The 18,194-nt window shown below is 48.0% G+C and carries 19 protein-coding genes; 11 read left to right on the top strand and 8 right to left on the bottom strand.

Annotation, left to right across the window (positions count from 1 at the left end):
• The first annotated feature begins 53 nt into the window (after positions 1–53).
• From ACI351_RS02940 to ACI351_RS02930, 3 genes are all read left to right on the top strand, one after another.
• Positions 54–1,163 (top strand): GNAT family N-acetyltransferase, encoded by a 1,110-nt coding sequence (locus tag ACI351_RS02940; protein ID WP_439733770.1) that lies wholly within the window; start codon positions 54–56, stop codon positions 1,161–1,163.
• A gap of 988 nt (positions 1,164–2,151) precedes the next feature.
• Entirely contained in the window at positions 2,152–2,655 is a 504-nt protein-coding gene (locus ACI351_RS02935; protein WP_439733769.1) for a type IV pilin protein, read from the top strand.
• 289 nt (positions 2,656–2,944) lie between these two features.
• Positions 2,945–3,355, top strand: a complete 411-nt coding sequence (locus ACI351_RS02930; RefSeq protein WP_439733768.1) for a hypothetical protein — start codon at positions 2,945–2,947, stop codon at positions 3,353–3,355.
• Positions 3,356–3,416: 61 nt separating this feature from the next.
• On the opposite strand, the gene ACI351_RS02925 is transcribed toward ACI351_RS02930, so the two are convergent.
• From ACI351_RS02925 to rlmN, 4 genes are read right to left on the bottom strand one after another with little or no spacing between them, the layout of a single operon-like run.
• Complete coding sequence (locus ACI351_RS02925; protein ID WP_439733767.1) at positions 3,417–3,932, bottom strand: hypothetical protein; 516 nt, start codon at positions 3,930–3,932, stop codon at positions 3,417–3,419.
• Positions 3,933–3,941: 9 nt separating this feature from the next.
• Entirely contained in the window at positions 3,942–5,996 is a 2,055-nt protein-coding gene (queC, locus tag ACI351_RS02920; RefSeq protein WP_439733766.1) for a 7-cyano-7-deazaguanine synthase QueC, read from the bottom strand.
• Positions 5,977–6,414: a hypothetical protein gene (locus ACI351_RS02915; protein ID WP_439733765.1), complete on the bottom strand. Its 438-nt coding sequence runs from the start codon at positions 6,412–6,414 to the stop codon at positions 5,977–5,979. The genes queC and ACI351_RS02915 overlap by 20 nt, the downstream gene beginning before the upstream one ends.
• 8 nt (positions 6,415–6,422) lie before the next feature.
• Positions 6,423–7,445 carry a 23S rRNA (adenine(2503)-C(2))-methyltransferase RlmN gene (gene rlmN / locus ACI351_RS02910; RefSeq protein WP_439733764.1) on the bottom strand — a complete coding sequence of 341 codons (1,023 nt, stop codon included), beginning with the start codon at positions 7,443–7,445 and terminating at the stop codon, positions 6,423–6,425.
• Between the two features lie 145 nt (positions 7,446–7,590).
• Between rlmN and ACI351_RS02905 the strand changes: the two genes are divergently transcribed.
• The 6 genes from ACI351_RS02905 to ACI351_RS02880 are packed head-to-tail and all read left to right on the top strand — an operon-like array spanning position 7,591 to position 12,993.
• The gene (locus ACI351_RS02905) at positions 7,591–9,078 is read left to right on the top strand and encodes a hypothetical protein (RefSeq protein WP_439733763.1); all 1,488 of its coding nucleotides are present in this window, start codon (positions 7,591–7,593) and stop codon (positions 9,076–9,078) included.
• Positions 9,079–9,111: 33 nt separating this feature from the next.
• Complete coding sequence (gene eno / locus ACI351_RS02900; protein ID WP_439733762.1) at positions 9,112–10,383, top strand: phosphopyruvate hydratase; 1,272 nt, start codon at positions 9,112–9,114, stop codon at positions 10,381–10,383.
• Complete coding sequence (locus ACI351_RS02895) at positions 10,383–10,676, top strand: FtsB family cell division protein (protein ID WP_439733761.1); 294 nt, start codon at positions 10,383–10,385, stop codon at positions 10,674–10,676. The genes eno and ACI351_RS02895 overlap by 1 nt, the downstream gene beginning before the upstream one ends.
• 9 nt (positions 10,677–10,685) lie before the next feature.
• Entirely contained in the window at positions 10,686–11,294 is a 609-nt protein-coding gene (locus ACI351_RS02890; RefSeq protein WP_439733760.1) for an MBL fold metallo-hydrolase, read from the top strand.
• A gap of 9 nt (positions 11,295–11,303) precedes the next feature.
• A complete protein-coding gene (lgt, locus tag ACI351_RS02885; RefSeq protein WP_439733759.1) occupies positions 11,304–12,092 on the top strand; it encodes a prolipoprotein diacylglyceryl transferase in 789 nt (262 codons plus the stop codon).
• Positions 12,085–12,993 (top strand): RluA family pseudouridine synthase, encoded by a 909-nt coding sequence (locus ACI351_RS02880; protein WP_439733758.1) that lies wholly within the window; start codon positions 12,085–12,087, stop codon positions 12,991–12,993. Before lgt ends, ACI351_RS02880 begins: the two co-directional genes overlap by 8 nt.
• A 70-nt stretch (positions 12,994–13,063) precedes the next feature.
• Here the strand turns inward: ACI351_RS02880 and ACI351_RS02875 are convergent, their stop codons facing one another.
• Both ACI351_RS02875 and ACI351_RS02870 read right to left on the bottom strand, forming a co-directional pair.
• Positions 13,064–13,858 (bottom strand): inositol monophosphatase family protein, encoded by a 795-nt coding sequence (locus ACI351_RS02875; protein ID WP_439733757.1) that lies wholly within the window; start codon positions 13,856–13,858, stop codon positions 13,064–13,066.
• Positions 13,855–15,345 carry a TM0106 family RecB-like putative nuclease gene (locus ACI351_RS02870; protein ID WP_439733756.1) on the bottom strand — a complete coding sequence of 497 codons (1,491 nt, stop codon included), beginning with the start codon at positions 15,343–15,345 and terminating at the stop codon, positions 13,855–13,857. Before ACI351_RS02870 ends, ACI351_RS02875 begins: the two co-directional genes overlap by 4 nt.
• 98 nt (positions 15,346–15,443) lie before the next feature.
• Between ACI351_RS02870 and ACI351_RS02865 the strand changes: the two genes are divergently transcribed.
• Positions 15,444–15,932 carry a PTS sugar transporter subunit IIA gene (locus ACI351_RS02865; RefSeq protein ID WP_439733755.1) on the top strand — a complete coding sequence of 163 codons (489 nt, stop codon included), beginning with the start codon at positions 15,444–15,446 and terminating at the stop codon, positions 15,930–15,932.
• 4 nt (positions 15,933–15,936) lie between these two features.
• The gene (gene def, locus ACI351_RS02860) at positions 15,937–16,461 is read left to right on the top strand and encodes a peptide deformylase (RefSeq protein ID WP_439733754.1); all 525 of its coding nucleotides are present in this window, start codon (positions 15,937–15,939) and stop codon (positions 16,459–16,461) included.
• 70 nt (positions 16,462–16,531) lie between these two features.
• On the opposite strand, the gene ACI351_RS02855 is transcribed toward def, so the two are convergent.
• Positions 16,532–17,065 carry a pilin gene (locus tag ACI351_RS02855; RefSeq protein WP_439733753.1) on the bottom strand — a complete coding sequence of 178 codons (534 nt, stop codon included), beginning with the start codon at positions 17,063–17,065 and terminating at the stop codon, positions 16,532–16,534.
• 354 nt (positions 17,066–17,419) lie between these two features.
• Positions 17,420–18,166: a 2,3-diphosphoglycerate-dependent phosphoglycerate mutase gene (gpmA, locus tag ACI351_RS02850; protein WP_439733752.1), complete on the bottom strand. Its 747-nt coding sequence runs from the start codon at positions 18,164–18,166 to the stop codon at positions 17,420–17,422.
• Positions 18,167–18,194 lie beyond the last annotated feature (28 nt).

Here is an 18,194-nt window from a genome sequence, read left to right as displayed (position 1 = left end):
TCCGGCAAAACCCCGTCAAACGGCGGGGTTTTGTTTTTTTAGAGGGGGGATATATGTCCGTAGAAATCCGTCAAATTACCGATAAAGCATTAAATGCTTTTGTAAATTTCCCGTTTGAACTATATAAAAATGACCCATACTGGGTGGGCGAACTGAAAGGCGATACAAAAAAACTGTTGCGTGCGGACAATGCGTTTTGGACGCACGGTAAACGCGCTCTTTTTATGGCATATAAGAACGGAAAGCCCGCTGGACGTATTGCTGCCGTTGTTAACGATGCGTTTAATGAATACCATAAAGAAAATATCGGTTTTTTCGGTTTTTTTGATTGTATAGAGGACGAAACAGTTTCTTCTGCTCTGTTTACTGCGGCCGAAACGTGGCTGCGGGGCCAAGGGATTACTGCTGTGCGCGGGCCGGCTAACCCGTCCAGCAACCACGTTTATGGGCTCTTGGTGGACAGTTTCGATGCTATGCCCTCCATTATGATGCCGTATAATTATCCTTATTATGCCCAACTGATTGAAAAAGTGGGTTTTAAAAAAGTAAAAGATTTACTGGCCTTCCACCGCACAAAAGAAGATAAATTTTCCGAGCGGTTTATGAAGGTTTGTGCGCGCTGTGAACGTGCGGCAGGAATTACGCTTCGGCGGTTGGACCTTAGAAATTTGGCGAAAGAAGCCGAGATTATCCGAGAAATTTACAATAAAGCGTGGGCGCAGAACTGGGGTTTTGTGCCGCTTTCCCAGCGCGAAATGGCCGATATGGTGGACGAACTCAAACTGATTGTCCGCCCTGAGGGCACCTGCGTGCTGGAAGTGGACGGCGTTCCTGCGGGATTCTATATTGCCATTCCAAATATGAATCACGCGCTTAAAGAGCTGAAAGGCTCTTTGGTAAACCCGTGGCGCGTACTCAAAGCAGTGCGTGCGTGGCGCAAGATTAAGGACGCGCGGCTGATTATGTTAGGCGTATCGCCGGAGTTCCGCAAGCGCGGGATTGATTTGATTTTGATTAAGCACATTATCACGCACGGCGTGGCGGTATGGAACGAGGCGGAACTATCTTGGGTGCTCGAAGATAATGACGGTATTATCCGCGGGATTATGGAGTGCGGGTGTCATCAAAGCAAGCGTTACCGCCTGTATGAGAAGGGGTTATAAACTGCTGATGTTAACTTGCGATTTACGCATAAGGAACGGAAAGGATTTTTCCGTTCCTTATGTCTTTTAAGGGCCAACAATTTGTCAAATTCTGTTATCTTGGGCGTGCCTTGGGCTTGACGTGCCATCAGGCACGCCTGTGCGCCCAACTAGCCCGCCCAATCTAAAGCGAATTTGGCAAATCAGGCAATCTTCTGCAATATTATTCTGTCCTGCACGGCACTTGAATAATAGCTGATGTGAACTTTAGATTAGCGCACAAACCGCAAAGAAATTTTCTTTGCGGTTCGTTGCTTTTATGGGCAACCATTTTCCATATTTGGCTAACTTTGCGTTCCCTTGCCCTTGACGTGGCTACTACAGCTACGCCGATGCGGGCCACTGGCAACGCAAAGTTAGCGCAAATCTGAAAAATCAGCCGAAGCTATGCAATGTTATTTTGTCCTGCACGGCGTAGAGTAACGGCTGTTATAAAATAAAGTTATGCTGAGGAGGGCGGCCCGCAGGGTCTCAGCATCTACCGATTTTCTTGCCGTCATCCTGAACTTGTTTCAGGATCCAGTAAAACAAGAATACTTTTTCTGGCAAAAACAAAAAAGGCCTTATCCTTCCCACAGGAATAAGACCTTTTTGTTTTTTGTGTCCGGTTGGCGGGTCCCCTCCCGCGTCCGGAACGGATGAAATCGATATGTTTACTTTATCGTTTTATGCGTCCCCCGCCAAGCGGAAAAAAGGATTAGTTTTTGGGTGTCTGCCTGAGGGCCTTGACCCGTTTTTTTTTTTTGATAACATAGGGAAAATCAAAGTTTGGCGGCTTAGTTTGTATATGTCATTTCTGAGGGTAAGCAGCGTGTAGCGTTCGGGAAGCTGTCGTTTTTAAGAGTACGAGATTTCGCACTACAACCCCATAAACCACCTTATAGGCAGGCTCTTACGGAAAGACACAACCAAACGAAAAAACTGCCAAACTCCGTAAAGGAGTTTTGAAATGAAAGGTTTTACACTTATAGAACTGTTAGTCGTTGTTTTAATTGTTGGCATTTTGGCGGCGGTTGCTCTGCCACAGTATGAAGCAGTAGTGGCCCGAAGCCGTTACCAACAGTTGATCACGGCAGGCAATGCCTTGGCAAAAGCACAAGAGTTGTATTATATGGCCAATGGCTCCAACCCGACAAATTTCGACGAGATGGATATTTCTATGGGGCCACCTCTTGAGGAGTACGTAGTTGCCATAGACGGATATGGCAATCAGTTGTTTCAGCGGTGGAATTGGGGACATTGTTCCTTGGCTTTGTATGGCAACGGCGGCCGCATTCAGTGTTCGTCTGTATACAAAAATGTTCCTACCTATACGTCGTATAATTTTGGACAGCAACGTCTTTGCCATTGTGCGCCTTCCGAAGCGGTTTGTCCGCGTGTATGTAAAAGTGAAACGGGTCTTAAAGAACCGACTCGGATTTTTGGGAGCTATATAGAATATCAATTCCCATAAATAAAAACTCCTAAAAGTTGCTGCTCCCGATAAGGGAAAGCTACAAGTAAAGCTCTGCCCAACGGCGGGAGTTCCGCAGCAATAAAATATCTCGGTTATATAGAATGGTTACCGGTTGGGCTTTTAAATAGGGTAAGAACGCTGCCGGATAGTGCGTGTCTTTTTTACCGCTCACAAGTACTCAAAGCATAAGCGCAGTGGTGTTCTATAAGACATCAATAAAAACATTCCGTTTGGTGTGCATATTTGATAAAATGAAAAAAACGCAGTGCACTTACAAGGGGTTTGTATGTCGATTGGTGTAGTAAAACAATACAGCGTATTTTTGATTAACGAGCCGGGTGCGCTGAAAAAATTTGCAGAATTTTTTGTGCGCGAAAATGTAGGACTTATTGCCATTTCACAAGACGTCCGTTACGATGCGGCGGTATTGCGGCTGGCTATCCCGTATGATCGGGAAATCAGTCACGCACTGACCAAGGCCGGTTTCACCAGCGTAAAAACGGACGCCATTTGTATAGATGCACCCGACCGCGTAGGGTTGGCACGCGATATCGGCGCCGTGCTGTTTGAGCAAGGTATCAACATTACCACCATTTACGGTGCCGCGGGGCAAGGCAACACCAGCCGTTGGATTGTGGTGGTAAACGATATTACAAAAGCTCTAAATGCGCTGGAAGCTTCCGGTTTGTTTGAATAAATTTCCCACGAAAAACGCCCCGCCTGAAAAGCGGGGCGTTTGATATTAAGCAGGGCGGCAATTACCGCATTTTGCGTTTGGCTTCTTTGATCTGTTTTTTCCACGCTTTTTTTGCTGCTTTATATTTACGTTTGGCTTTGCCGGACAGTAAATCTTCCACCCGCTGCGCTTTGACGGCGGGAAGGTCATCTTCTTCGGCTTTTATTTTCGCTTCCCAGTTATCCAAATTGGCGCGTTCGGCGGCGATACGGGCTTTTACGTACGCGATTCCCGCATCCACCCCTTGCGAAACTATCTCCGTAAGCTGTGCCTTAATGGCAGGCTTTTCGGCTGCCGGTGCTTTGCGGTAAGCTTTGACCAATTTTTTGATGAGCTTGCGGCGCGCTTTAAACTGTTTCTTCTGTTCCGCCGGAGTCAGCGTTTTTGCTGATTCTTCCGGTTTGACTACGGCGGCTTCTACAGGAAGATTACATTCGGCCGCAGCTTCCGCCTTCACATAATTTTCCGCTTTTTCCGTTTTGGCGAACGCGGCGGCGGCAAAAACGCATACGGCAACCGTCAAAAATACTTTCTTCATAAACGCTCCTTAATCCAAAGACGTATCGCGTATGCCCGCTTCGGCGAACCCTTTAGCGCGCAGTTTGCACGAATCACAATGCCCGCACGGTTTTTTCCCGCCGGCATAGCAGCTCCACGTCAGTTCAAACGGCACTTTGAGTTTGGCCGCCAACTGCACGATTTGCGTTTTAGACAAACGCATCAACGGTGCAAGTACCTCAATTCCTTCTGTTACGCCCATCTTGGTGCCGCGGTTTAGCGCATCGGCCGCCGATTTAAAAAATGCGGGAGTGCAATCCGGATAACCGGAGAAATCAACCGCATTCGGACCGGCGATGATTGCGTCTGCGCCGATAGCATCTAACAGCGAGCCCGCAATCGACAAAAATATCAAATTTCGCCCCGGCACGTAGGTGGAAGGAATACCCTTTTTGGGAATATCTTCCAACGCCACATCGGGAATTTGTTGGTTCTTGTCTACCAAAGAGCTGGAAACCAACCACGGCAGATTAAGCGTAATCAGATGATGTTTTACGCCTAAATTGCGCGCAATCATTTGTGCGGCTAATACTTCGCGGTCGTGACGCTGACCATAGGAAACGGTCAGTACTTCACATTCATAGCCGTGTTCAATGGCCCAGTACAAACAAGTGGTAGAATCCAGCCCGCCGGAAAATAGCACAATGGCTTTTTTCTTTTTTTCGCCGCCGTCAAAACCGGAATTTTTACCCGAAAACGTTACTTCGCCCGCTAACGGAATTTCCTGTGCGGGGGAAAGCTCCTGCGTCTGTTCTGCGGGCGGCATCGAGCGTTCCGGTTCCGTTTTTTGAACAACGGGCTCCTGCTGTTGCGAAGCGGGTGCGGCCTGCACATCAGATGATTGTACTGTTTGCGAATCTTTGTTTTCTGCCGGCTGCGGGCCGGTTTCTTTCGGTGCATTTTCTTTCATCAAGGAGTCAAAAGGATCGTCACTATTCAATGTATACGTTCGTTCCCGTGTGGAGGAAGATGACGAGTTTTTAAAAAGAGATTCTTCCAGTTCTTTTTTCTCTTCTTTTACGGAACGGACAATGCCGGAAAAGAAATTTTTTATTTTAGATTTCGCTTCTTCCGCTTTCGGATCGGCCGCTGCGGAGACAGCTTTTTCTTTTAAATTTTGAGCTTCATCTTTAACCGATTGGGCAAAATCACCGAACAGATTTTTAAACGAGGAGATTTTGGCTCCGGTTGTTTCTTCCCGTGTGGGCTGTTCTTGCACAGCAGGTTCTGTGGAGGCAGAAACGTCCGTTTGTACAGGTGATTGCGCGGCGGGCGCATTTGTTTGAACGGGGCCTTCATCTTCAGACTGTGGGGTAACAGTCTGTGGGGTAACAGGGGGCGGGGTAACAGCCGGCACGTTTAACCAACGTGCTTCGGAGCCGAACGGATGGCAGACAGCAAATGCGCCGTCCTTGGCAAAAGTTAACTGTGGGACTACGTCAAGTCCGTTTATTTTAAACGCCAGACGGGAATCTTTTTCGGCTGTTTTGGGGCCGTTCTGATGAAATTCCGTCATACGCATCGTGTTACTAAACTCACCCAATGCCTGTTGCGGTGTACCAACGCCCTGGATATAATCTTTTAAAGCACCGGCGCATAAGATGTCCTCTTCTTCTCCGGAACTGAATAACGCAGCGGGAACTAAAAGAACGTCTTTGTCTTGGTTAGCCAAAGCTTCCGTTAATGCATAAAAATTGCAGAATCCGCCCAACAGTACCGTACTGCTTCGGCGTAACGCCCAAACGGCTTTACAGGCGGACGCAGCCAACAATAGTGCTGGCTGGCGGGCAGAAGATTTAGACGCCAAAAAGGGCGAGTTATCTGCGTGGGCGGAAGAGAGCGGTTCATCGGAAAACGCTTCAAAGTCTGCGTGATGTGCCAAAAAAGCATCTGCCTGCTGCGCAGTTTCAAACAGCAAAACATCCTTCTTACCCCTGTCCAACAGCGCACACGCGGTGGTTGCACCGCGAAGCACGTCAATTACAACGGCCGTGCCCAACCAAAAAGAACATTCTTCTTTTCCTCTAGCGATCAGTACGTTCATTTAAAATCCCCAATACTTTAAAATCTTCAATAGCTTTTTCGTCGGCTTCGCTTAATTTGTCCACATATTTGATGGCGTAAATGATAAGCGTTACGCGCGGATTGCTTGCGCCGTCTTCCGCACTGTTATACTGCCCGATTTGAATGGCGTCCGCCCCTTTGGAGGCGGCAATTTTCCGTCCCTTTTCCACACCCATAAGCAGGGTATCGCGGTCCGGTTTTAAATTTTTAATACGGAGCAGCCCCAAGTTGCCGTACGGACGCGTAACATCTTCTCGTCCGCTGATGATTTGCACGTCTTTGGCTTTTGTGGGCGGAAAATCCGGTCCTATCGGTATCCAGTCCACATTGGTTTGGTCGAGCGTCGCACACGCTGAGAACAAAGCGCAAAATGCGGCTAAAACCCATATTTTCTTCATCTGTCCTCCTATCTCTGCTGCGAGGCTAACTGCCCGCAGGCGGCTAAAATATCATTACCCATACTCTTACGAATGGTTACACCAATACCCATACCTTTGAGGGCTGCGGCAAAATCTTTCACCACGCGGTCGCTTGTCTTTTCACCGCGGCCCAAGTTGCACGCAATTAAATTGACGTGTAAAAGATAATTGTCTTTCACGGAATAAATCCAATCCGCCAATTTGCGGATATGTTCCGGCCGGCTGTTGACGTTTTCAATTACCGAGTATTCCAAAAATACTTGGCGGCCCGTCATTGCGATATACTCTTCCAGGGCTTTTTTAAGGTCGTCCAAATCGTAGCGGCGGTTGACAGGCATAATTTGGCTGCGTTCCGCATTGTCGGCATTATGCAGGGAAACGGCCAAGTTGGCCTGCGGTAAATCTACCGCTAGTTTATGCAGTTTGTCCGCAATGCCGGACGTAGAAACGGAAATATGCCGCGCACCGATGTTCAGCTGGTCCGGACGGGATAAATCCCGCGCCGCTTTCACGACGTTTAGATAATTCAAGAGCGGTTCCCCCATTCCCATAAATACCACGCTGGAAATACGTTCGCCCAGTTTTTCTTTGCGCACATACTGGTACCACATTAGGACTTGATCGGTAATTTCCTCTTGCGTCAAATCGCGTTTAAAACCCATTTTCCCCGTACTGCAAAACGCGCAGCGTAACGGACATCCCACTTGGCTGGAAACACATACGCTCCACGTGTCCTGTGGTTTTAACAAAACGGTTTCAATCTGGAGCCCGTCTTTAAGCGTTAACAGTGCTTTTGCCACTTTATCTTCCTGTGAACAAACAATTTTACTTACTTGAAAAGACAAAATTGGACGGTCCTCAGTCAGTTTGGCGCGAAGATTCGCTGGCAGGGAAGATGCGTTCTCCCACGATGAAATGCCGTGTTTAAAAATTGCCTCCTGCACTTGTGCGATGCGGTAGTTGGGCAGCCCCGCGTCTTTGATATATTGTTTTACGTATTCAAAATTCATACATTCGTCCTTACAAAAATCTTATACTTATTTTAACATTTTATGGCGTTTAATCCTATCGTACGCGCTCGTGCGCGCACTCATTTCAAATAACCCTTATTGCGGGGATGAAAAAATCGCTCTTTTTTAGTATAATACTGGCACGATGAGTGAAGATATTAAATTTAGCACCGCCGGCTTCCGTGCCGTTACCGCGGACGGACTGACCGTCCAGTCCGTACAGCGTCTTGCTTACGGGATTTCCGAACACGTGTTGGAACATCCTTTCTATGGATTTGAAGGTATCGGGTACCGCAAGCATTGTGCGGAACACGGCAAAAAACCGAAAAAACCCCTTGTATTTGTGGGGTTTGATACGCGTTTCCTTTCTAAACAGCTTGCGTATGTAGCCGCCAACGCGCTTGTACAAAGCGGCGTGACCGTGCATATGGCAGAGTTCCCGTTACCCACGCCGGTGGCTGAATGGGCCGTTTTGAACGAATGTGCCGTCGGCGCGGTGGTTATTACCGGCAGCGAGGCTGAATACTACGTTAACGGCGTAAAATGGATTTCGTACTACGGCGGTATTGCCAACAACGAAATTATAGAGGATATCGAGAAACGTATTCCTTCTCCCTCCGCCCAAATTTTAAAAGCCTCCTCCACCGAATTTGGTTCGTTAAATGCCGCAGTTACCCTTACCAAAGATTTACGTAAAGGATATATGGCCCATTTGGAACAGATGATCAACGTAAAAGCGCTGAAGAAATCCAAATTAAAAATTGCTGTGGACCCGTTGTTCGGTACGGCTAAAAACTATTTTAGGGATTTTTTGGAAAAATTTGGCGTAACCGTGGAAGGAATCCACGAAGGAGACGATGTACTGTTCGGAGGAGTAGTACCCAATGCGGGGCCGGTCAGTTTGGCGGAACTCAAAAAACTGGTAACGTCAAAAAAAATGCACTTGGGCATTGCCTGCAATCCGGATTGCGACAAATTCGGCATTATCGACGCTGAAGGAAACTGGGTGTCCCCTAACGAAATCGCGCCGATGCTGTTGGACCATTTGGTGCGTAACAAAAAAATCAAAGGCCGCGTGTGCAGAAGCGTGATTACTTCCACCCTTATTGACCAAGTGGCCAAAGCCAACGGCCTGATGCTGCGCGAAACGCCCGTGGGTTTCAAATATATCACCGAACTGATGATTACCGGCCAATATATTATGGGAATGGAAGAATCGGGCGGTCTTGCCGTAGCCAACCATATTCCGGATAAAGACGGCCTGCTGGCGTGTTTACTTGTAGTTGATATGCTGGCGACGGAAGGAAAAACGATCAAGCAAATTAAAAAAGATTTTTATAAGAAATACAAACAATTGTTTGACCAAAAAGTCAGCATACCTAAGACGGAAACGGAAATTAACCGCATTATGGAACGGTTGGACATTCGGCCTCCGCTTTCCATTAACAAGACGTCCGTGTGGAGAATCGATTCTACGGACGGATTCAAGTTTATCTTAAAAGGCGGCAGCTGGTTGGCAATTCGTCCGTCCGGCACCGAACGTTTGATTCGTATGTACGCGGAAGCAATGGATGAAAACCTGCCTGCTGCGCTCATCAAAGAAGGCAAAAAGATAATCGAGAGTATTATTTAACGGCCGCGTCTGGCGGCCAAAGGGGGTTGTATTATGGCTCGCATTAAAAAAATTACGGCACGGGAAATTTTGGATTCCCGCGGGTATCCGACCATTTCCGCCGACGTACTGTTAGATGACGGAACTACCGGCACCGCTGCGGTGCCCAGCGGCGCGTCCACCGGCTCGCACGAAGCGCTTGAACTGCGCGACGGCGGGGAACGCTATAACGGAAAAGGCGTATTAAAAGCCGTGGAAAATGTGGAGCGCATTTCCCAGCAGCTGGCGGGAATGGACCCGTTTGACATCCGCCTCGTGGATGAAAGCATGATTGCCATGGACGGGACGGAAAATAAATCCAATCTGGGTGCCAATGCCACGCTGGCCGTTTCTATGGCTGTGCTGCGCGCCGGCTGCCACAGCGCTAAACTGCCGCTTTACCAGCATATCCGCAATGTCTATGAACTTAAAGACGAAAAATATGTGATGCCTGCGCCGATGCTTAACATCATTAACGGCGGCAAACACGCCGATTCGGGATTAGACGTACAGGAATTTATGATCGTACCCACCGTGCCCAAGACGTTTGCCGAAGCCTTGCGCGAAGCGAGCGAAACGTACCATTCTTTAAGAAACGTGTTAAAAGCCGAAGGAATGGTCATCGCTGTGGGCGACGAAGGCGGATTTGCACCAAAAATCGCCAAGCACGAGGATGTGCTCAAAACTATTTTGGCAGCTGCCAAAAAAGCCGGTCATCCGGAAATTTCTTTAGCGATGGACTGCGCCGCAAGCGAATTTTTCAAGAACGGGGCTTACCACTTTGAAGGCAAAGATTACGACGCCGAACAAATGGCTGCCGTTTATGCCGGTTGGTGCGCCAAATATCCTATCGTTTCCATTGAAGATCCGCTCCAGGAGGATGATTGGACCGGCTGGCAGTATATTACCAAAAAGCTCGGCAAGAAAATTAACTTGGTAGGAGACGACTTGTTTGTGACCAATTTCAAACGTCTCCAAAAAGGTATCGAGTTAAAAGCCGCCAATTCCATTCTAATTAAGGTTAACCAAATCGGTACCGTATCCGAAACTATTGACGTAATGGAACTGGCCAAACAAAACGGGTATTCGCGTATCGTATCGCACCGTTCCGGTGAAACGGAAGATACGTTTATTGCTGATCTGGCTGTGGCTACTAACGCGGGAGCCATCAAAACCGGCGCACCCGCCCGTTCGGAACGTACGGCTAAATACAACCGCCTGCTGCAGATTGAAAGTGAGCTGGGCGAAAAAGCTGTCTACGCGCAAGACCGCGCTTTTAAACGCTAATGACGCAGAGACTGGCCAAACTTTTCTTCAACAAATCACTGCTGCTGGCTTTAGGGTCCGCAGCAGTGGTTATATTTTTGCTGGGCGGTAGTTTTTTAAGTTTAGTACACAATAAATTGGAACTGCGCAAGCTGACACGCCAAAGCGCTGCGTTAGATAAAGAATACGAAAAACTCCTTGCCCAAAAAGACTTATTGGAAAAAGAAGATCCGGCTTATTTAGAACGTATTGCCCGCACCGAATACCACCTGGTTAAACCGAACGAAACGGAATTTCGCTTTCGCACAAAATAAGGATTTGTTATGAACATTGATGTTATCAACCTAGGTCCGATGGACAACTGCACCTACCTTGTTACCGAAGGGCAGCAAGCACTGCTGATTGATCCGGCGTGGGATATGAATTTTTTAAAACATACGCTGGAACAAAAAAAATTAATGCTGATTGCCGTATTTTTTACGCACGGACACTTTGACCACGTTAAATTTGCCCAAATACTTTTGCAGGAAACGGGCGTTAAGGCATATCTTGAAAAAAACGATGTGGAGCTTTCCGGCATTGACCCGCAGTTTTTACATATTTACGAAGGTGCGCAGACTTTGGATATCGGGCCGTTTCATATTAATATTATCCCTACCGCCGGCCATACGGCGGGCGGCGTGTGTATTCAAATCGGTAACGCTCTGTTTACGGGCGATACTCTTTTCCCGGGAGCGTGCGGACGGGTAGATTTACCTTCCTCCAACCCGCGGGAAATGCGCAAAAGTTTATTAAAACTTTCCAAGCTTCCGGAAGATATGCAAATTTTTGCGGGTCACAGCTACGGCGGAAAATGCAGTTCTACCATCGGGTACGAACGGTTGAAAAATCCGTTTATGCGCAACGCCATACGCGATAAGGAAATTTTATAAAGGAAACGTATGCACCCTGTACTTTTTAAAATTGGCTCCTTTGAACTTGCCAGTTACGGCCTGATGACCGCACTCGGTTATGCGATGGCCGCGTTTTATTTGCTGCCGCGCCTGAAAAAAATCAATTTGGATAGAGACACCTTCTGGAATTTGATTTTTATCGCATTTATGGGGGCGCTGATTGGGGCAAAACTGTTGTTTATCATCGTGTCTTGGCCGCAGCTGGGGGCAACAACGGCTGAAAAAATTGCAAACATTTTTCGGGATTTTAGGTACGGATTTGTATTCTTCGGCGGGATGATTGTATCTGTATTTTCCCTTATTTTCTATATGAAGAAAAAGGGTCTTGCCGTTTTCAAAACATCCGACTTTTTAATTACCGCCCTGCCGCTTGGCCACGCGCTCGGGCGAATAGGATGTTTTTTGGCGGGCTGTTGTTACGGACGCCCGACGGATATGCCTTGGGGCGTGACGTTTACCGATCCGCACGCACTTGTTGCGCCTGAACTATTGGGCGTACCTCTCCACCCTACACAGTTGTATGAAGCGGGCGGGAACCTTGTTTTATTTTTTATCCTGCACAAACTTTATAATAAACCACACAAGAACGGAATGATTTTACTGGCATACATTTCCTGTTATGCATTTATGCGGTTTATCATAGAATTCTTCCGCGGAGACTATCGGGGAGCGTTTATTTTTGGGTTATCTCCCTCGCAAACAATTTCGCTTTTAACCGCGCTGGCTGCCGGAGCGCTTTGGATTTATCTACAGAAAAAGGAAACAAAAAATGGCTGAAAAAAGAACCGTTATATTTCAAGGATATTCCCGCCGTTTAGACGTGTTCGTATCCGACGAGTTGGAAACGCTTTCGCGCTCTTTGGTGCAAAAACTGATCAAAGACGGAAAAGTTACCGTCAACGGGAAAAAAGTGAAACCGTCTTGGCCGCTGACTGAGGGCGAAACGGTGGAAATTGAACTGCCCGAAGCGGGAAGTAAAACCAAACTATCCGATTTAATTATTCACGATGATAAAGATTTCTTCGTTCTCATTAAGCCTGCCGGAATGCTGGTGCACCCGCAAAGCCCCGTGTGGGAGGAACATCCCGAAGCAGTATTCTCGGCTGAAGAAACTTTGGTGTCCGTCATTTTGGCAAATCCGCCTAAAGGTTTCGATTTATCTACTGCCCGCGCAGGTCTTGTGCACCGTTTGGACCGCGAAACAAGCGGCGTAATGGTAGTGGCTAAAAATCCGGAATTTCAAGCAGAAATGGTATCGCTTTTTTCCAACAGGGAAGTACATAAAACGTATCACTCTATCGCCTGTGGAGAAGTGCCCGATGAAGAAGGAATTATTGATGTGCCGATAGGCCGCGTGGCGGGCGGAAAAATTAAAGCATCCGATGTCGGTCGCGAAGCCGTAACCGGTTACAAAGTGCTGGAACGAAAAAACGGGTTTACCTATATCGAACTTTACCCTAAAACGGGTCGTACCAACCAGTTACGCGTACATTTAAGCTGGCTGGGATACCCCGTACTTGGCGACTGGTTGTATAAAGGCGCAACGGCGGACCGTTTAATGCTGCATGCGCGGCGGATAGCATTTAAACATCCGTTTACAGGAAAGAAGCTAAATTTTGAAGCCCCCGTTCCTCCGGATTTTGAAGCGGCTTGGAAACGCGTAACGAAAGAGAAATAATTAAAACATCGCCCGTAAAAAGCGTTTTTGCAATACACGGGGAAAATCCATCGTTAAAAACGATTTAAAATCAGCATTTTTCCGGTGTTGTTTGGCGGAGGATTTGCAGCATTTGCGTGTGGATTCGTCCGTTAGTGGCCAGGAGCGTTTTGCCATAATCTTGAATGTGTTTGAATTTTTTTCCGTCAAATCCCGTTACTTTTCCGCCCGCTTCCTGTAAAATCAAGATACCGGCCGACACATCCCACGGGTTCAAAGCGTCTTCCCAGTAGCCGTCGGCGCGTCCGGCGGCCAGCCAGCACAAATCCAACGCGGCCGATCCCAACCGGCGCACATCGTGTGATGCGTTTAAAAATCCTTCAAAACGTTTGAGCAGCGCCGGCATCCGTTCAAAACGGTCGTATGGAAATCCGGTAATCAGCAGAGAGTTTTGCAGTTTGGCCGTTTTGGAAACGTGGATTTTTTTACCGTTTAGCGTGGCTCCTTTGCCTTTTTGGGCCAAAAAGGTTTCGCCCGTAACGGCGTTTTTTACGCCGCCTAAGATAAGTTCTTTCTTATAAAAGAGCGCGATGGACGTGCTGCATTGGGGAAAGGTGTGGGCAAAATTAGTGGTTCCGTCAATGGGGTCCACTACCCAGATGTAATTACTTCCTGTATTTTTAAGGCCGTTTTCTTCGGCCAAATAATCGTGCTGCGGGAAATTTTTGCGGATGACGGACAGTACGGCCTGCTGTGCGGCTACATCGGCCGCAGTAACCAGATTGGCTTTGCCTTTCAGTTCGTAACCCACTTTGCCGAATTTGGCGCGCACCACTTTGGCAGCCGCTTCCAAGGCTTGTTGCAGAACGGTAAATTCTTTTTTCATTTTTTCAGATTCAGTACGTCCGCTGCTTTCAGTTTATTTTCTAAATCCAACATTGCTTTGCAGTCGTCCTCGTTATACATCAGTACTTTTTTTAGTAAATCATCGTTGCCGGTTTTCAGCCAGTTGGTAAAATAAACCATACTGTCCATTGCGCCGCAGTCGTCCTGCCGCCAGTTAAACCCGAAGGCGGGCGCGGCGGCTTTTAACGAGAAACTCGGCGCGGGCAGATAAAAAGCTTTATTGACGGCTACTTTTAGGTCATAGCAAATATTGCACAACGCTTTTAGTTTGACTGCGTCCTGCCGATTTTTGTCCGCCAGATTTTTCATTTTTTTGACTTCGTACTCCGTCCAATGGTAGAGGGCAGTATCGGAAAAATCTTTTACATAATCGTAAAATTGTTCGAAAATTTTAATTTCTTCTTCCGGCGTTTTGGCCACGAAGCTGACGTACTTATCCTCTTCTTTATCCCAAATTCCGATTAGGTAGACGAAGGAGACGTTGTCTTTGGTAAATGTTTCCGTCGCTTCGAAATCAAAATACAAATTGTATTTTTTTACGGGCGGGGGAAAGTAGCCCGCTTCGCGCAGCACGGGTTTATTGTGCAGATAGGCTTGGGCATTATAATAGGAATCAGTGGCGTAGGGTTCTTCCAGAATACCGCGCAATTTTTCGAGCCCTGCGCGCGCGACGTCGTCGGTCGTGTGCATACCGTTGATTTTTAGGCATTGGCGCATTTCAGTATTGAGCGCGGGCAGCATTAATAAATCTTTGCTCTGGGTGACGGTCTTGTTGGCGTATATGCGCCACGGTGCGCCGGCGGCTTTGGGCGGTTTGTGCGCTTCGGGCTTGGCGAGCCCGTCGCGGATATTGCGCCAGTAGGCCATCTCGCGGGCCAAGCGGTCACAATGGTCTTGATATTGCACATTAATTTGGCGGTCCTTTAAAAATACGCGTGCGTAGTCCGGCGTATATTTTTGCGTAACGCCCAATATGCGGTTAAGCAGACAGACCTGCAGTGCGTAATGTTCCTTTAAATCGTGCGCCCGTTTGAATTGGTATAAGCGGTAATGGTAATTTCCGAAAACGCTTTTAGCGTCGTCAAATCGGACGAGCAGATTGACGCTGCCGCAGGTATTCTCCGGCAGGTTCCACAGCAGGGCGTTGGCAATGGCGGATTCCCCGCGCGCCATAGCGGCCAGCGTATTTTTAAAGCGTTCGGTTTCGTCGCCCGCGGAAATAAACACGACGCCCTGAAATTCTTTTTTAATCCATTCGTCGCGGGTGTGGCGGTCGGTGCGTATTTTTAAATTTTCGTAGCGGTTGGCTTCGGGTACGGCTTCTTCGCGCGGGGCGTGAAATGTGCACCATATGCTGAACGGATCTTCCAAAAGCGTATACATTCGGGAAGCGTTAAAATCCCGCTTATCAGGGGTGCGGCCGTCCGAAAGGGTATTAAATAAAAGTTGAAGGTCTTGCTCTGTCATTCTAATAGCTATTTTATCTTTTTTAGAGCGGGAATAAAACCGTTTTCTGCCCGCTTGCCAATGCAGTGTTTATTTTGGTAGCATACAGTCTTACGGATATGACGGAAATTTTACAAGAAAAAATTGCTTCCGGCGGATTGTTAACTCTGGATAAAATTTTACCGGTAACCGGAGAAACGGACAAGAAAACGCTTATTTTCCGGTTGGTGCAAACTGCCTGCCGCGGACTGGCGCGGGTGGACGTTGCCGAGGCGGCGGCCCAAGTGCTTAAGCGCGAGGAAGGCCTTGGCACCGCGCTTGAAACGGGGTTGGCTATTCCGCACGCGCGGTTGGAAGAATTGGACGATTTTGCCGCGGCTGCGGCGGTTTTATACCGTCCGCTGGCGGATGAAAAGCATCCGCAAAAGCCGACAAAGGTGATGTTTTTATTCTTGTCGCCGGATAATCCCTCTTTTTTTAAACGCCATTTGCAGCTGTTGTCTTTTTTGGCCGAAACTTTTCAGCCGGCTCTTGTGGAAGAACTGGCAGGGGAACAGAATCCGGCGCGCGTGGCGGAAATCCTTGCCCGCGTGAATATGGTAAAATAACTGTATGGCAATACTGCGCGTAACCAAATATGGCGAAGATATCCTTCGCCAAAAATTAAAACCTGTTGATTTTGAAACGATTAAACCCATTCTGCCTAAACTTTTGCAGGATATGGAAGAAACGTGTCTTGCGGTGCGCGGCGTGGGGCTGGCGGCCAACCAAATCGGGTTGGATTACCGTCTGGCGGTTATTTTAATACCGGAGTCTGACGAAGAAAATGCGCCGCTCAAACGTTACGTTATTATTAATCCTGAAATCGTGTCCATGCGCGGCGAAAAATTAGAAGAAGAGGGATGTCTTTCGCTGCCAGGGCTGTGGGCCGAGGTCAAGCGCGCCACGGACGTTACGCTTAAATATATCGATGAAAACGGCAAGGAACAGGTCAAACGCGCGCGCGGGTTACTCGCCAAGGCGTTCCAGCACGAAGTGGACCACTTGGACGGAAAACTGTTTGTCGATTTGGTGGACCCGAAACTCAAGCCGGAGTTAAAAAAAGCTATTAAAAAGCTGCGGCCGAAATGGAACTGATTTTTTAGCATAATGCGCCCCGGAACAAAACAAAGTTCCGGGGCGTTTTTGGTGTTGGAGTTGCGCAGCGTCAGCGGAAATAATCGTAGCCATGGTAATTGCGTTCGAACGTAAATCCCATGACTTTGGTGCAAAAATCTCCTTTGGCGTAGTTGGTGCGACTGGCTATTTCTACACAAAACAGTTCGTCTCCGGAGGATATTTCGCTTTTAATATACGCGAATCCGGCGCACGGGTACGGGCCTTGGGTAAATACGGCGAAAAGATCGTTCCATAAATCACTTTTGCCGATGATCAGGGCGTAATCTTTCCCCTGTTTTAACGTCTTTCCCGCTCCGACGCTCAGGCCGCAGGCCGTTCCCGTTTGGGAGGGGAGCGGGAAATCAACGTCCAGCGCGTCAAAATCTTCCGGCCAGCTTCCGTTTGCCAGGAAGTAACTTTGTACGGCTTTGCCCAGGCCGTTAATAGCCGTATACAGCTGTGCGCCGCGTGATTTGGTTACTGCTTTTTGGTACTGCGGCAGGGCAACGGCGGATAAAATGCCGATAATGAGTACGACGACCAGTAGTTCTATAAGGGTGAATCCCTTTTTTGTTTTTTGCATTGAGTTCTCCTTAATTTCTGTTTTTGGAGAACGCGCTGCAAAAAAACGGCTGCCATATCCGAGCTAATCCTAGTAACCCAAATATAAACAGCCGCGGTTTGCCGTCCTTGCGGGCGGCAAACACTTGACGCAAAACAACCGGGTAATTAGTCCGTTTATTTTGCGTCCGAAACGACTGTTCTTGGACTAGGATTATGCCTTTGGCGTACCAAAAGCGCACCGTATGCCTTATACGGTTCCAAAAACAGATTAAATTTGTAACCGGGTTTTTTCGGACCCGGGGTCCAACAATAAAACTCCTTTGCTGGAATGATTTATTTTAGCATATTTGTTTTTTTGATAGACGGCCCGGGTCTATTTTGTCTTACCTTGTGCGGCTACGGCGGCCATTTTGCGTTGGATTTCTTGCGGATTTCCCAAAAAGTAATCTTTTTGCAAAATCCGTCCGTTGTTAAATTCAAACACGTACGGCACGCCCGTGGGCAGGTTTAAATTGACGATTTCTTCGTCGGACATGTTTTTTAAATACTTTACAATCCCGCGTAAACTGTTGCCGTGCGCCGCCACCAAAATTTCGTCCGCATCGGCCAAACGGGGGAAAATCACTTCTTCCCAGTACGGCATTAACCGTTCCACCGTGTCTTGTAAAGATTCCGTCAGCGGCAAATAGGCCGGCGGAAGGTTTTCGTAGCGTTTGTCGTTTTGCGGTGCGCGCGGGTCGTCCGGACTTAATGCGGGCGGGCGGACGCCGTAACTTCTGCGCCAGATTTTTACTTGTTCTTCTCCGTACTTTTCGGCGGTTTCGGCTTTGTTGAGGCCTTGCAATGCGCCGTAATGTTTTTCGTTCAGCCGCCAGTCTTTTTCTACGGGCAGCCAGTCTTGGTCCAGTGCATCTAATACTTCGTTTAGCGTTTTGACCGCGCGTTTTAAGTAAGATGTATACGCCGCATCAAAATAAAATCCGGCTTTTTTTAGCAGTTTTCCGGCGCGGCGGGCTTCGCGCAGCCCCAGCGGCGTCAGGTCTACATCCGTCCAGCCCGTAAAACGGTTTTCCAAATTCCATTGGCTTTGCCCGTGGCGCAAAAGTACGATTCTCTTCATAAATCTCCTCCTTTATATTGGGGAGTAT

This window comes from Candidatus Avelusimicrobium sp. (assembly GCF_051874775.1).
Lineage (GTDB): Bacteria > Elusimicrobiota > Elusimicrobia > Elusimicrobiales > Elusimicrobiaceae > Avelusimicrobium.
Note: the sequence above shows the minus strand (reverse complement) of the source record. Positions and strands in the feature narration are given on the sequence as shown.